Source organism: Anaerovibrio slackiae (genome assembly GCF_009695585.1).
In the GTDB taxonomy this organism is placed as follows: Bacteria; Bacillota; Negativicutes; order Selenomonadales; family Selenomonadaceae; genus Anaerovibrio; species Anaerovibrio slackiae.
The window spans coordinates 17,704-32,352 of sequence record NZ_VUNR01000014.1 but is presented as its reverse complement, the minus strand read 5'-3'; the positions used below and the strand labels follow the sequence as shown (position 1 = coordinate 32,352).

The following is a 14,649-nucleotide window of genomic DNA, read 5'->3' as shown; positions in this document are numbered from 1 at the left end:
TGCAAGCCGGAAGCAAATTTAATGGGCAATTAAATTTCCTGCAAAAATGCCTTGTAGCCCTTGTAGGCCTCGTACACATCCACCTTGCTGACAGCTTCCCAAGGCGCGTGCATGCTCAGCACCGCCACGCCGCTGTCAATGACGTTCATGCCGTAGAGGGACATGATGTAGGCGATGGTACCGCCGCCACCCAGGTCAACCCTGCCCAGCTCCGCTGTCTGGAAGCTGACCTTGTGCTTGTCCAGCACTGCCCGGAGCCTGCCCAGGTACTCTGCGCTGGCATCATTGGAGCCGGACTTGCCCCTGGAGCCGGTGAATTTCATCAGCACCATGCCCTTGCCAAGATAGGCGCAGTTCTTCTTGTCGTAGGCACTGGCATAGAGGCTGTCAAAGGCAGAGCTGACATCCGAGGACAGCATGTAGGAGTTGGCCAGGCAGCGGCGTGTGGAAAGGCCGCTGTAACCCCCCAGGGCATGGAGGATTTCTGCCACCGCATTCTCAAAGAACCGGGACTGCATACCGCTGGCACCTACGCTGCCGATTTCTTCCTTGTCAACCAGCAGGCAGCAGGATGTGCGCTCCACCTGGTCCACCTCCAGCATGGCAGCCAGGGATGTATAGGCGCATACCCGGTCATCATGTCCATAGGCCAGCACCATGCTGCGGTCAATGCCCAAATCCCTTGCCCTGCCGGCAGGCACCATGGTCAGCTCCGCGGAGATGAAATCATCCTCCTCAATACCATACTGCGCCTTCAGAAGTTCAAGGATTCCTGCCTTGACAGCATCCTTTTCCTTGCCCTCCAGCGGATGGCTGCCAATGAGGACGTCAAGGTCCTCACCCTCTACCACCACGGTAGCCTTCTTCTCCATCTGCTTCTGGGAAAGGTGGATTAAAAGGTCAGTCACGCAGAAAACAGGGTCATCCTCCTTCTCGCCGATAACCACCTTCACCACGCTGCCATCCTTCTTCACCACTACTCCGTGGAGGGCCAGAGGCAGGGTAACCCACTGGTACTTCTTGATGCCCCCGTAATAATGGGTATCAAAATAAGCCATGCCGCCATCCTCATACAGTGGCTTCTGCTTCAAATCCAGGCGGCAGGTATCGATGTGTGCTCCCAGGATAGCCATGCCCTTTTCCATGGACATGGTGCCGATATTGAACATGGCCACGGCCTTTTTCATGCAGACAGCATACACCTTGTCCCCCGGCTTCAGGCTTTCACCGCCATCAATAATCTCCTGCAAATCGCGATAGCCCTTTGCCCGTGCCTGACGGACAATCTCCTCAGTGCTCTCACGCTCTGTCTTGCAGCTGCTGAGAAAATCCTTATAGTTTTCATTCAGGCTGGCAAGAGCTTCCTTCTCAGCTTCTGTATAGCTGTTCCAGACAGCCTTTTCCTGCTTTTCCTGCTTTTCCTTCTTATCCTTGTTTTCCATGGTCTCTGTCTTTTCCTCTGCCATAAAAATTACCTCGATTGTTTCCTTACTATTATTTCATCTTGTCCAGAATGCGCAAAAAATCATCCCGGCACACCGCCTGATTAAAGAGGCAGCGTAGCTCCGCGCTTCCCTTGATGCCCTTGGTGTACCAGGTGGCATGCTTGCGCATTTCCCGAGGGCCGATATAGTCCCCCTTGAACTTCAGCAGCATGTCCAGGTGGCGGATGATGACTTCCTTCCGTTCCTCAATGGTAGGCCCCGGCAGGACGGCTCCCGTCTTCAAATACTCGGTCAGCTGGCGGAAAATCCAGGGATTGCCCTGGGCAGCCCTGCCCACCATCACCGCCTCGCAGCCTGTAACCTGACGGATTTTGGCCAAATCCTGCACATTCCTCACATCACCGTTGGCTATCACGGGAATCCGCAGGCTGGCACGCACCTTGCCGATAATTCCCCAGTCCGCCTGATCCCGGTAGAACTGCTCCCTGGTCCTGCCATGGATAGCGATAGCGGCAACCCCGGCCTCCTGGGCAAGCTGCGCCATCTCCATGATGTTGATATTCTGATCATCCCAGCCGATGCGCATCTTGACCGTCACCGGCATGTCCACCGCTGCCACCAGCGCCTTCAGCACCCTGTAGGCATTCTCAGGATTTTTCAGCATGGCGGAGCCTTCATGGTTCTTCACCACCTTGGGAGCAGGGCAGCCCATATTGAAGTCAAGGATATCAGCACAACCCAGGCCTGCCACATACTCTGCTGCCCTGGCCACGCTGTCCGCCTCCGCCCCAAAAAGCTGCATGGCCATAGGACGTTCCTCCGGCTCCGTCTTCAGCATATTCAGGGTATGCTCGTTGCGATAATTAATCCCCTTATCGCTGACCATCTCCGAATACACCAATGGGCAGCCCATCTCCCGTGCCAGTATCCTGTAAGGCGTATCGGTCACCCCTGCCATAGGTGCCAAAAACACCGGATATGCAAACTCAAAATCACCTATCCGCATCACTGATTCCTCTCATACAGGGCCCTAAGTCCCGTCAGGGTAAGGAAATAATCAATCCTGTCGATAGTGGTGGACTCCTTGGCAATCATCTTGGCGAAGCCGCCGGTTGCCACTACTTCCATCTCCCTGCCGTACTCCTTCTTGATACGGTGCACGATGGCGTCAATATGCCCGGCAAAGCCAAAAATCAGCCCTGCCTGCATGCCGTTGATAGTATTGCGGCAAATGATGTTCTTCGGCGTCACCAGCTCGATGCGGGGCAGCTTGGCAGCCCGCTGAAAAAGCCCCTCGGCGGCAGTGCCCAGCCCCGGGGAAATCACGCCTCCCAGAAAATCGCCGTTGGTATCCACCACATCAAAGGTGGTGGCAGTACCGATATCGATGACGATCAGCGGCCCGCCGTACTGCTCGTATGCTCCTACCACGTTCACGATACGGTCTGCACCGATTTCCCTTGGATTTTCATATTTCAGCTTGATGCCCGTCTTGATGCCAGGCCCCACCACCAATGGCTTCAGATGGAAATAGCGCTCGCACATCTTCTCCATAGGGATAACCAGAGGCGGCACCACGGAAGAAATAATCACCGCATCAATATCGGACATGCCAAAATTGTGATGCCGGAAAATGCCCTCCAAAAGCAAACCGTACTCATCACTGGTTTTCTGGCGGTCAGTAGAAATACGCCAATGGTGCTGCAGCTTCTTGCCAATATAAGTTCCCATGACAATATTGCTGTTGCCAATATCTATTACTAAGAGCATAAAATCCCCCAAATCATCTTGCTTTATATCTTTCTATATCTGTCTATTTCCTTGGCCGGATGGATACATCCCCTGCCAGCACCCGGCGCAGTCCCCCAGGTGTCTCCACCAGCAGCGCCCCGTCAGCGTCAATATCCTTTGCCACACCGGCAAAGGTCTCCTGCAGCCCCAGCACATTGATTTCCTGCCCCAGGGTGATGGAATGCTGCCGCCACTGGTCCAGCAGCCCGGCAAAGCCGTTTTTCAGCACATCGATATACAAAGCCTCCATGTGCTGCAGCACCCGCTGCAAAAACGCCACCCTGTCCACCTCATGCCCCAGCAGCTGGGACATGGAGCCAGCCTTGTCCTGCAAATCCTCCGGAAAGCTCTGCAGCGGAATATTCACATTGATGCCTGTGCCGATGACCACGTAGTTTATCCTGTCCATCTCGGCACTCATCTCCGTCAGGATGCCAGTCAGCTTGCGCCCCTGGCAGTAAATGTCGTTGGGCCACTTGATGCCGGCCTCCACCCCCAGCTCCTGCATGGCCTTTGCCACTGCCACCGCTGCCAGCAGGGTGCACTTAGGTGCCTCCTGAGGCAAAAAGGGCGGACGGAGAATGACGGAAAACCACACGCCGCCCCGGGGACAGAAAAAGCTCCGCTCCAGCCGCCCCTTGCCGGTGCTCTGCATCTCGCTGACCACCACCGTGCCCTCGTCAGCACCGGCGGCTGCAGCCTTCTTGGCCTCGTCATTGGTAGACCTGACCTCATCAAAGCTGATGACGTACTGCCCCAGGAGCTTTGTAGGCAGGTTATGGGTTATCAGCTCCGGCAGCAGCCTGTCAGGCGTTCCCGTCAGGCAGTAGCCGCTCCGTGCCCTGCTCTCAATATTGTAGCCTGCCGCCTTCAGCTCCTTGATATGCTTCCAGACAGCCGTCCTGGATACCCCCAGGCGGCTGGCGATTTCCTCCCCGGAAATACAGCCCTCCTGCTGTAAGCGCAGCAGTTCAAGAATTTTGGAACGCATCACGCGCCTCCTCTATGCCGTTATATGATTACACCGTTATACCATTATGGTGTTGCACAATTATACAATTATGCAGCTATGCCATTATACAGGGAAAATTCCAGCTTACAGCTTGTACTCGATGGTGCCAATCACATCGCCCCGGTGGTTTTTCAGCACCGGCGGATACTTGGCAAGCAGCTGCTCATATTCATCCTTAGTCAGGATATCCATGTATTTCAGCACCGCCATGACAGCAGGATTTACGGCACCATAATCGCCGTCTTCCACCTTGAAGGCAATGCCCATATTCTCATCCTTCACAGCCATGCAGTACACTGCATCCGCGCCAATCTTGGCGATTACCCTGCCACCTGTCACCTGGGAAATAGCCGTATCGATGCGGCCTGTACCTGCCAGGGCATCAGGATGGGCAGCCATGGCATCACGGATGGTCCTTGCCGCAGCCTCGTACTCGCCCCATTCACCCTTGTCAGGGCTGCCCAGGCGGGCATAAGCCCTGGCCATATGGTCAAGAGGCAGGTAGAATACCGGCACGCCGCAGCCGTCAATGCCGATTTCCAGCTTGTCCTCCGGCATGCAGGATGCCATGGCCACATGCTGGAAAATCACCTTCTGTGCCGGATGGTCAGGCTTGATGTAGTCCTCCACCGGCAGCCCCATCATCTGGCACAGGGCAAGAATCTGGGAATGTTTGCCAGAGCAGGCGTTATGCACCGCCTGAGGCCGCTCCCCCTTCTTGATGAGCTCCACATTGGCCTTGCCGCTCATAGGGCGTGCCGCACCGCAGTTCAGCACATCAGTAGTCAGCCCCAGTTTCGCCAGTATCCCCTGCACCAGCTCCACATGGAAAGGCTCGCCGCTGTGGGAGGACACCAGAAAGGCCAGCTCCCTGTCAGTAAGGCCGTATTTCTCCAGCCCGCCGTTCTTCACAAAGGCCAAGGCCTGAAAAGGCTTGGCGGCACTGCGCCAGAACATAGGCAGCCTGCCATTGCCGGCTTCCTTCAGGATATCACCCTTGCAGTTGACTGCCACCACATCAGCACGATGGATATTCTCCACATGGCCTGCCCTCGTGTACTCCAGAATAATCTCACTCATAAAACATACCCCTCTCCTTGAAAAAATCAAAAAGCGGCATGGATAAAACCAATGCCGCCTTTTCATCTCACAACCATCTTGATAGGATGGCATTAAATTTCATTTATGTGAAATTTTCTTCTGCCAAATTTATGCTTTCAAACCTGTTTCTCAGGACTTATTCCTTCATGGAGGTATTCAGGTTAGGTTCCGGGGTGGTCACATCCACCGGCACCGGCTCCTTTTCCCTGGCACGCTCCTGCACGGCTGCCGGAGCTTCCTCCTCCAGAGGCATCAGCAAGGGCGTGGCAGTATTGTCCTCGTCCTCATCATCCCTGCGGCTGTCATCCTGGTCTCCCTTCTCGGTGACATTGCCAAAGCCCACGATATCCTTCAGCTCATCCGCCTCAAGGGTTTCCTTCTCAATCAGGGCTGCGGCGATGGCATGCAGCTTTTCGATATTGTCAGACAGGATAATGCGGCATTCCTCATAGGCGGAGGTAATCAGCTTGTAGACCTCCCGGTCAATATCTGAAGCAATCTCCTCGGAATAATTCCGCTGGTTATTCAAATCCCTGCCCAAAAATACCTGATGGTCGCTGCTTTCCCCAAAGGCTATAGGTCCCAGGTGCTTGCTCATGCCGTATTCCATGATCATGCTCCGTGCCATCTGGGTGGCACGCTGGATATCGTTCTGTGCGCCGGTGCTGATTTCCTTCAGCACCACTTCCTCTGCCACGCGGCCTGCCATCAGGGTTTTCAGCTTATCCAGCAGCTCGCCCCGGGTAGCGTAGGAACGGTCCTCCTTCGGCAGCATCAGGGTGTAGCCCCCGGCCCTGCCGCGAGGGATAATCGTTACCTTGTGCACAGGGTCAGCATTCGGCAGCAGCATGCCCACCAGGGTATGACCGCCCTCATGGTACGCCGTCAGCCGCTTCTCCTTATCGCTCATGACCTTGGACTTTCTTTCTGGTCCGGCGATGACACGCTCTATGGAATCCTCCAGCTCGGACATGAAAATGCTCTTTTTGTTGCGGCGGGCTGCCAGAAGTGCCGCCTCGTTCACAAGGTTGCTGAGGTCAGCACCGGTAAAGCCCGGCGTCCTGCGTGCCAGCACATCCAAATCAACATCCTTGGCAATAGGCTTGCCCTTGATATGCACCTTCAGGATAGCCAGACGCCCCTTCACATCAGGCTTGTCCACCACAATCTGGCGGTCAAAGCGTCCCGGGCGCAAAAGTGCCGGGTCCAGAATATCCGGCCTGTTGGTAGCAGCGATGATGATGATACCTTCGTTGGCAGCAAAACCGTCCATCTCCACCAGCATCTGGTTCAGGGTCTGCTCCCGCTCATCATGGCCGCCCCCCAGGCCTGCGCCACGCTGGCGTCCCACCGCATCAATCTCATCGATGAACACGATGCACGGAGCATGCTTCTTCGCCTGGTCAAACAAATCACGGACACGGGAAGCACCCACGCCCACGAACATCTCCACAAAGTCAGAACCGCTGATGGAGAAGAAAGGCACCCCTGCCTCACCGGCAACCGCCTTGGCCAGCAAGGTCTTGCCTGTGCCCGGCGGGCCGAAAAGCAGCACGCCCTTAGGGATTTTTGCCCCCAGCTCGTTGAACTTCTTCGGCTGCTTCAAAAACTCCACAACCTCCTGCAGCTCCTGCTTCGCCTCGTCAGCACCTGCCACATCGGAAAAATGCACCTTTACCTTGTCGCCGCCGCTCATCTTGGCACGGCTCCTGCCAAAGGACATCACCTTGCCGCCGCCCCCCTGGGTCTGGTTCATAAAATAGAACCACAGGGCTGCCAAGAGAATAATCGGCAGCAGGGAAGAAAACAGGGTTGACCACCAAGGCGGCTCCGGCGGATTTTCCGCCTTCACTGTAACATTCTTTGCCTGCAGCTTATCTACCAGATTTTCCTCCTGATAAGGAAATCCCGGCATGACGGACTTGAACTCCGTGCCATCTGTCAGGGTTCCCTTCACCACATTCTCGGTCAGGACAACCTTGGCAACCTCGCCGCTGTCAACCTGCGCCATAAAATCAGTATAGTTCATTTCCTGAATTTTTGGCTGCTGTTGCTGGGAAAAATAATCTATAGCAGATATAGCGACGAAAATAATGAGCAAATACAATGCTACATTTTTCATGAATTTATCCAATTCCACATCCTCCTTCCGCAAGGGCTCACGACCTGCCAAAAAGCCCCGACACCCTCACAGAGAATAATTATAGCATTAATTATCACATTCTACAATGTTATAACCTCAAGAATAAATTTCCCGCTTCAAAACGCCTATTACCGGCAGGTTGCGATACTTCTCCGCATAGTCAAGGCCGTATCCCACCAGAAACTCGTCAGGCACCTCAAAACCGCAATAATCAATCTGCACATCTACCTGGCGGCGTGACGGCTTGCTTAAAAGGGCGCACAGCCTGATGCTGGCAGGCTCCCTTTTTGCCAGCTCTGCCATCAGGCAGCTCATGGTAACGCCGGAGTCAATAATATCCTCCACCAGAAGCACATGCCTGCCCTTGATATCCGCATCCAGGTCCTTCTTGATGTTTACCTTGCCGCTGGTCTCCGTACCGCTGCCATAGCTGGAAGCCACCATAAAATCAATATTCAGCGGCACATTTATCTGGCGTACCAGGTCGGCAAAAAACATCACCGAGCCCTTCAGAATACCCACCACCAGCAAATCCTTGCCTTCGTAGTCCCTTGTCAGCTCCTGCCCCATCTCACGGCATTTGGCAGCCAGTGCCGCTTCATCAAACATCACGCTTGCCAGATCATTTAACATTTTGTCTACTCCTTTACCCCTTATTAATCATGCGGAGGACAAAAAATTTCCTTGTCCCCTCGTCAGCCGCAGCCTCGGCAAACCGCCTGACACCCGGCAGCCACAGGATGTTCCCGTCACCGCCGCCATCCGCCACCAGCCAGAGCTCATCTCTCTGCTGCCTGGGTATGCGGCTGTCAATCAGAAAATCCTTCAGCTTCTTGTGCCCGTTGCCTATGCTGACACGGTCGCCATTTTTCCTGTGGCGGACAGCCAGAGGCTGATTACACTTGTCCCAATCGCCGTAAACTGCCATGCAGCCGCCATTGCCTGCATTGCCTGCTGCAGTGTCTGCACTATCTGCATGACCTGCCGCGCTCTTTAAAAGCACCTCCAGCTGCTGCCTGTCCTCTGCCAGCTCCGCTGTAATGCGGCTGCCATCCGGCAGGCAGGTAGTTCCCGGCACACGCAGGGAAATCTTCTCAAACTCCCCCACGATATCCATTGTACCATGATTTCCTGAAAATGGAATGGTCTTTTTTATGATATACAAAAAATTATAAGAAATTTCCGCCAGCAAACCAAAGGGAAGCTGCAGCTCCGTGCCTGTCCTGCCTTTTTTCGCCAGCTGCAGAACCGCCTGTACCTGCACATAGGCAAGCTGGCAGCCACTCACCTCAAAGGCCGCCTGCTGTACCAGCCGCCTCTGCATGGCAAGAGAAAGCTGCAGAAACCTGCCCAGGTTAAAACAAAAGCCCTGCTCCGCCTCTGCCGCCAGCTCCTGCCACAGCTTTTCCGCCGCCTGCCGGAGATAATCCTCATCAGCCTGGGCAATATCCGCCAGCTGGCAAAGGACATCCCCCAGTGCCGGATTGTACTCCCTGGCAAGAAGGGGCAAAAGCTCCAGCCGCAGCCTGTTCCTGAGGCAGTCCGCCTCATCATTGGTGGCATCATGCCTCGGTTCTAACCTGCGTTGCCTGCAATACTCAGCCAATTCCCTCTTGCTGGCAAAAAGCAGGGGGCGCACCAAATCCCCCTGACGGCACCGGATGCCCCCCAGCCCCCGGAGCCCGGTGCCACGGATAAGATGCATCAGGACAGTCTCCGCCTGGTCATCCCGATGATGGGCGGTGGCAATCACCACCCTGCCCAGCTTTTCCTGATTTTCACCCATACCGTATTTTTCCGAAAGCGCCCCGGCAATCCGCCGCAAAAAAGCATACCTGAGCCGCCTGGCCGCCGTTTCCAAGGACTCCCCTGCCCTTGCCGCCTCCCCGGGCACATCAGCAGACGCCCCGTAGAACTCGATGCCCCTGGCACCGCAAAACTCCCGGACAAACTCCGCATCCTCCAGGGAATCCTTTCCCCTGATGCCATGCTCAAAGTGGGCTGCTGCCAGCCTTACGCCAAGCACCTCCTGCAGCCTGTCCAGCATATCCAGCATGGCAAGGGAATCGATGCCGCCGGAACATGCCGCCAGCACTGTCACCCCCTCCGGCGGGGCAATATTTTCCCGCCAGTTTTTCTCAAAGCACTTCAACAAATCCATCACAAATCATCTTTCCTGTATTTTCTCCCTGGCATTTTGCGATTTTTAAAATAATCACTGCTACAAATAATCACCGCTACGAAAAAGAAGCACCCCCGAAAGGTGCTTCCTCACATAATTATGTTATAATTGCCAAAATTATCTTCTGCGTCCGCCACCTCTGCCGCCGCGCTTGCTATCCGTCTTGCGGCTGAGGTCCGTCAGCCTCTCATCGCTGTCCTTCAGGAACCTTGACAGCTTATCCTCAAAGGAAGCATTCGTGCCTGCATTGCCGAAACGGGAACCTCCCCGGCGGAAATCACCACCTGCGCTGCGGAAGCCCTCGCTGCGCTGAAAACCGCTGCCGCCCTCGTGCTGCTGACGCGGTGCAAAGCCCCTCTGCTCACGCTGTGGCTGCTCCTCAGGCTTCTTTTCCTGAGCCTGCTTCACGGACAGCCCGATCTTCCCCTTTTCATCAATGGACAGAACCTTTACCTTTACCTTGTCCTGCTCCTTCAGAAAGTCCTTGACATCCTTTACATAGACGTCAGCCACCTCTGAAATATGCACCAGCCCCACCTTGTTATCCGGCAGGTTGATAAACGCGCCAAAATTGGTAATGCCGCTGACTACACCCTCTACAATACTTCCAACTTCAATGGACAAAACATTTCCTCCTCAAAAAATCTAACTTAATCGTCATTATACCCTTATAGAGGGCAAAGTGTCAATTATTTATTATCGGCATAGATGTATGGCATCTCACCCTTGCGCGTCATGCCCAGCTCCTCTCTTGCCAGCTTCTCGATATAGCCATCATCCTGCAGCCGGGTATTCTCGTCCTTCAGCTGCTGGTTCTCTGTACGGGCAGCCTGAAGCCTTTCCCGGGCAGCAGCCATATCATCGTCCAGAGCCCCCATAGTCATCTGCTGGTCAGCCAGAATCCAGCCGCCATAGGCCACAATCGCTGCCAGCAGGATGGCGAACCAGTTGAAGCCCCTGCCAGCTCCTGCCTTTTCTTTTTTCCTTGCCTTGTCTTCCACACCTAACGTCTCCCCGCTTAACGTATCCCAAACGGCAAAATCAGCACACTCCACCGGGGGCATGCCACCTTATCTGCCATCTTGCTTACTGTTATTTTTCGCTCCACTGAAAATAATTGGTGGTAGCAATCCGCCGGTACAAGGAGTCACACTCATCGCACTTAAAGCGTGCCACCGTATCGGACATATCTGCCCTGCCATCCACAATCTTCACAGCCCCCGGCTCCAAAAAGCGCATAGCTGCGCCGCACCTAGGACACTCGCAATAGCCATTGGCATTCCTCTTGAGCTGCATAGGTGCCAGCTCCCCGGTGGATTTTATCCTGCGCTTTGGCTTTGGTGGCGGAGGAGGCGGCGTCTTTTCATCTTCTGGCAGCTCAAACCGCTCATACAGTCCTGAACGCAAAAGCTCCCGATAAAAAATACCGCAGTCATAGCAGATATATCTGGGCTTAACATTCTCGTAGTCCACCTTGCCGTTGATGACGCGCACGGCACCGCCCTCGCTGTGCACCATGCCCTTGCCACACTCAGGGCAGTCATAGCCCCCTTGGGCATTGGTCATCAGGGCTGTCACCGGACTGCCAGTGAAGCTTTTCTTTTTTGCTTTCTCCTTAGCCTCCTCGGCAGCCTGTTCCTTATCCAATGCCGCCAAATCCTCAGGCATCAGGAAAAACACATCATAATACCCTGTATTCAAAAGCTCCCGATAATATTTGCCGCATTTACGGCAGATATACTTTGGCTTTACGTTATCATAATCAACCTTTCCATCGACCACCCGCACCTGGCCGCCGGACAGGTATTCCAATGCCTGACTGCATTCAGGACAGGAAAACCTGCCATCATTTCCTTTTTCCAGCTTACTTACTGCCACCCTGCCTCACTCCGCCTATTCTTTTCAGTACATGCAAATGTACAAAACAACCCCCGCAAAAATCTAAAGCAATTCCTCTATCGCCCTGGCAATCTCCTGCACCGTACCCGGCCTGGCATGACGGCGTGCCGCCATGGCCATATCGGATAGCGCATACTGCTCCGACAGCAAATCCCTGATAACACAGGCCAGATTATCCCCGGCATGGAGCCACACAGCCGCCCCGCAGCCTGACATATACCTGGCGTTATCAGTCTCCGGCCCCGGAATAGGCTCATGCAGCACCATGGGCAGCCCCATTGCCATCGCCTCCGTCAAGGTAAGCGCCCCGGGCTTCGTCACCAATATATCTGATGCCCCCATCAGCTGACAAACCTTGTCAGTAAAGCCATAGACATGAACGCAATGATGAGAAGTTCCCCCAAACCTCTCTGCCTGCGCTTTCAGTTCATGATTCCTGCCGGCAGCCACCAGAAGCTGCAGCCTTGGCTCCAGCTTTTCCAGCTGCTCCAGTGCCGCTACAATACGCCCCAGCCCCAGGCCGCCCCCCATCAGGAGCACCACGGGCAAATCCTGCGACAGCCCTGCCGCCTGCCTGCATGCAGCCTTGTCCCAGGCCTGATAGAAATCCCTGCTCACAGGAATCCCCGTCACATGGATGGTATCCTCACGGATGCAATCGGCAATCAGCTGCTTTTTCATAAAATCGCAGCCTACAAAATACAAGTCCATATTGGGACAAATCCACATGCGATGCACGGAATAATCAGTAATCACCGCCACTGACACAAACTGCTGCCGCCAGCTATCCCCCAGATGGGACACCGCCTCTGCCGGAAAAGGATGGGTGCAGATAATCACATCAGGCCTGTATTTTCTGACCAGCCTCTTGATGGAGCGGGACATAGCCTGTGCCATCAAGAGCTGGATAAGGCCGCCCTTCCTGTTCCCATCCGTAAAACGGTACATGAACTCGTAGAGATTGGGCACCAGCGCCAGCATCTTCAGATAGCAGCTTTTCATGAAGGCATTGATAAAGGATGTATCCCAGCGCATGAAATCAACCGTATCTATCCTGGCATCGGGAAAATATGCCTGTATGCCCTCGGCAATGGCACTGGCAGCCTTTTCATGGCCTGAACCAATGGATGCCGTAACCAGCAAAAAACTTTTTCCCATACCTGCACCTCTGCCTTATCCTTCGCTGCCTGACTGCTGGAGCCTATCCTGAACGAAAATTACAATTACTTTAAACTAAATTTTATCACATTTTGCGCCAATTCATCAACCATAAAATCAGTAAAATCAGCTATGCTCAGATTATCCGCCCATCGGGCTGTCAGGTCAGCCCGCCATCAATGCTCCACAGGGCACCGTTGACAAAGCCCGCCTCCCGGCTGCAAAGGAATTTTATCACGGAGGCAACTTCCTCGGGAGAAGCTATGCGCCCCAAGGGATAGACGCTGCCCATCTCCCCCAGTGCCTGCTCCCGGTCAGGATACTGCAACAGCTGTGCCTCAGTCAGAGGCGTCAGTACATCCCCCGGGCAGACGGCATTGATGCGGATGCCAAAGGGCCCCAGTTCCAGCGCCATGGCCTTGGTGAACATATTCACCGCCCCCTTGGAAGCGCAGTAGGTGCTGCACAGCATGTTGCCCTGCAGCCCCGCATCCGAGGACACGTTGACGATGCAGCCGCTGCCCTGCTTTTTCATAATCTCTATGGCGTATTTGGTCATAAAATACGTCCCCTTGAGGTTGACGGACAGCATCCTGTCAAATGCTTCCTCATCCACATCCTCAATGGCACGCTCAAAATAAATTCCTGCCGAGTTGATCAGGGCATCCAGCCTGCCAAAGTGCCCGGCTGTCTCAGCCACCGCCCGGCGGCAATCCTCCATGCTGGACACATCCCCCTGCAAGTACACTGCCTCCCCGATATTTCCGGCCTTTCCGTCATTTTTTTTGAGATAATCCAGAGCCTCCTGCCCTTTTCCAGCATCCCTGCCCATGACAGCCACCTGCCAGCCATCCTGCAAAAACAGCACCGCTGCTGCCAGCCCGATACCGGACGTGCCGCCGGTAATCAAAACAACTTTTTTCCCTGCTTTATCCATAAACGCTTCCCATCCTTCAACAAAATGTGTGCACATATAATATCGACTACAATATTGGGAAATTTCAGTTTATCATCGTGAAGGTACGAGACTTTGGGAACATTAACGGATAAGTTTTGTTAGTTTGTGTACTCTGTTCAGACTATAAAAATGGGCTGAGCGGGACAGCTCCCCATAGAAAACACGCTCTCGCTCGAGGGATAACAAAACCCTATATCCATGATTATTTTCGGTCTAAATCCTTGTCTGCGTTGTTGTCGTCGGTCGGCATGGAACCACCATGCCTTCCTCCTCCGCCTAGCATACAAGGATTTATCCTCGAAACTAATTCATGTCAATAGGGTTTCGTTATCCCTTTGTGCCTAGCGGATGCTAAGCTTTTGCTACGCCTACGGCTTGCAAGTCGCTAAGCACCGATGTACAACAAAGGTTTTCTATGGGTACTGTCCTCACTCATCCCTTTCTTTGTCTGAACAGATATAAACAAAATGACAGAACCACATACATTATTTGTTACCATAGTGCCCCATACAGCTTTACGAATAAGCCTGAAATAGGGGGGCTGGGCGCTGACGAGGCCCGCTACTGCCAACAACTATGCAAGGCAACCTGCTCTTATAAACAGGCTTGTTTACATGTCACTATATTCTTATGCTAAGGTTAGCAGTTTATCCCATGCAACTTATACAGTTGGGCTAAAGAATTATTTATTTGCACTATACGTTATGCAACGGTTGGCAATTGCAAGTTTCGTCAGCCTCCCGGCTCCTCCTTTTCAGGCTTGCTCGTAAAGTCAGAATTAGTTGCTACAGTTGCATACTAATTGAATGCAGTTGGATTATTATGTGCATATCTGTTCAGACTAAAAGAAGGACAGGTGCGGCATGTACCCAAGGAAAACCTTGAGTGCAGCCTCGCTTCTTAGCGAGTGCGAGCGTAAGCGATGCAGGAGCTTAGAAGCGCGAGGCTGTGCTAAGAGCG

13 protein-coding genes are annotated in these 14,649 nt (G+C 53.9%); all 13 read right to left on the bottom strand.

Annotated elements, in window-relative coordinates; translation table 11 throughout:
- Nucleotides 1-29 precede the first annotated feature (29 nt).
- The 13 genes from FYJ84_RS08185 to FYJ84_RS08125 all read right to left on the bottom strand — a co-directional run bounded on the left by FYJ84_RS08185 (nucleotide 30) and on the right by FYJ84_RS08125 (nucleotide 13,668).
- Nucleotides 30-1,442, bottom strand: a complete 1,413-nt coding sequence (locus tag FYJ84_RS08185) for an aminopeptidase (protein ID WP_407060744.1) — start codon at nucleotides 1,440-1,442, stop codon at nucleotides 30-32.
- A gap of 52 nt (nucleotides 1,443-1,494) precedes the next feature.
- Complete coding sequence (dusB, locus tag FYJ84_RS08180; protein ID WP_154407109.1) at nucleotides 1,495-2,451, bottom strand: tRNA dihydrouridine synthase DusB; 957 nt, start codon at nucleotides 2,449-2,451, stop codon at nucleotides 1,495-1,497.
- Nucleotides 2,451-3,215, bottom strand: a complete 765-nt coding sequence (locus FYJ84_RS08175; protein ID WP_154407108.1) for a type III pantothenate kinase — start codon at nucleotides 3,213-3,215, stop codon at nucleotides 2,451-2,453. Before FYJ84_RS08175 ends, dusB begins: the two co-directional genes overlap by 1 nt.
- A gap of 43 nt (nucleotides 3,216-3,258) precedes the next feature.
- Nucleotides 3,259-4,227, bottom strand: a complete 969-nt coding sequence (locus FYJ84_RS08170) for a biotin--[acetyl-CoA-carboxylase] ligase (protein ID WP_154407107.1) — start codon at nucleotides 4,225-4,227, stop codon at nucleotides 3,259-3,261.
- A gap of 105 nt (nucleotides 4,228-4,332) precedes the next feature.
- Entirely contained in the window at nucleotides 4,333-5,328 is a 996-nt protein-coding gene (locus tag FYJ84_RS08165; protein ID WP_154407106.1) for an asparaginase, read from the bottom strand.
- Between the two features lie 157 nt (nucleotides 5,329-5,485).
- Nucleotides 5,486-7,471 (bottom strand): ATP-dependent zinc metalloprotease FtsH, encoded by a 1,986-nt coding sequence (gene ftsH / locus FYJ84_RS08160; protein WP_205764161.1) that lies wholly within the window; start codon nucleotides 7,469-7,471, stop codon nucleotides 5,486-5,488.
- Nucleotides 7,472-7,588: 117 nt separating this feature from the next.
- Nucleotides 7,589-8,125, bottom strand: a complete 537-nt coding sequence (gene hpt, locus FYJ84_RS08155; protein ID WP_154407105.1) for a hypoxanthine phosphoribosyltransferase — start codon at nucleotides 8,123-8,125, stop codon at nucleotides 7,589-7,591.
- Between the two features lie 13 nt (nucleotides 8,126-8,138).
- On the bottom strand, nucleotides 8,139-9,653 hold the full coding sequence (gene tilS / locus FYJ84_RS08150; protein WP_235901404.1) for a tRNA lysidine(34) synthetase TilS: 1,515 nt from the start codon (nucleotides 9,651-9,653) through the stop codon (nucleotides 8,139-8,141).
- A gap of 138 nt (nucleotides 9,654-9,791) precedes the next feature.
- Nucleotides 9,792-10,298 carry a S1 domain-containing RNA-binding protein gene (locus tag FYJ84_RS08145; RefSeq protein WP_154407103.1) on the bottom strand — a complete coding sequence of 169 codons (507 nt, stop codon included), beginning with the start codon at nucleotides 10,296-10,298 and terminating at the stop codon, nucleotides 9,792-9,794.
- A gap of 65 nt (nucleotides 10,299-10,363) precedes the next feature.
- Complete coding sequence (locus FYJ84_RS08140) at nucleotides 10,364-10,675, bottom strand: FtsB family cell division protein (RefSeq protein ID WP_328596355.1); 312 nt, start codon at nucleotides 10,673-10,675, stop codon at nucleotides 10,364-10,366.
- Between the two features lie 91 nt (nucleotides 10,676-10,766).
- Nucleotides 10,767-11,552: a hypothetical protein gene (locus FYJ84_RS14690; protein WP_235901400.1), complete on the bottom strand. Its 786-nt coding sequence runs from the start codon at nucleotides 11,550-11,552 to the stop codon at nucleotides 10,767-10,769.
- Nucleotides 11,553-11,615: 63 nt separating this feature from the next.
- On the bottom strand, nucleotides 11,616-12,731 hold the full coding sequence (locus tag FYJ84_RS08130) for an MGDG synthase family glycosyltransferase (protein WP_154407101.1): 1,116 nt from the start codon (nucleotides 12,729-12,731) through the stop codon (nucleotides 11,616-11,618).
- A gap of 160 nt (nucleotides 12,732-12,891) precedes the next feature.
- Entirely contained in the window at nucleotides 12,892-13,668 is a 777-nt protein-coding gene (locus FYJ84_RS08125) for an SDR family NAD(P)-dependent oxidoreductase (protein WP_154407100.1), read from the bottom strand.
- Nucleotides 13,669-14,649: the final 981 nt, after the last annotated feature.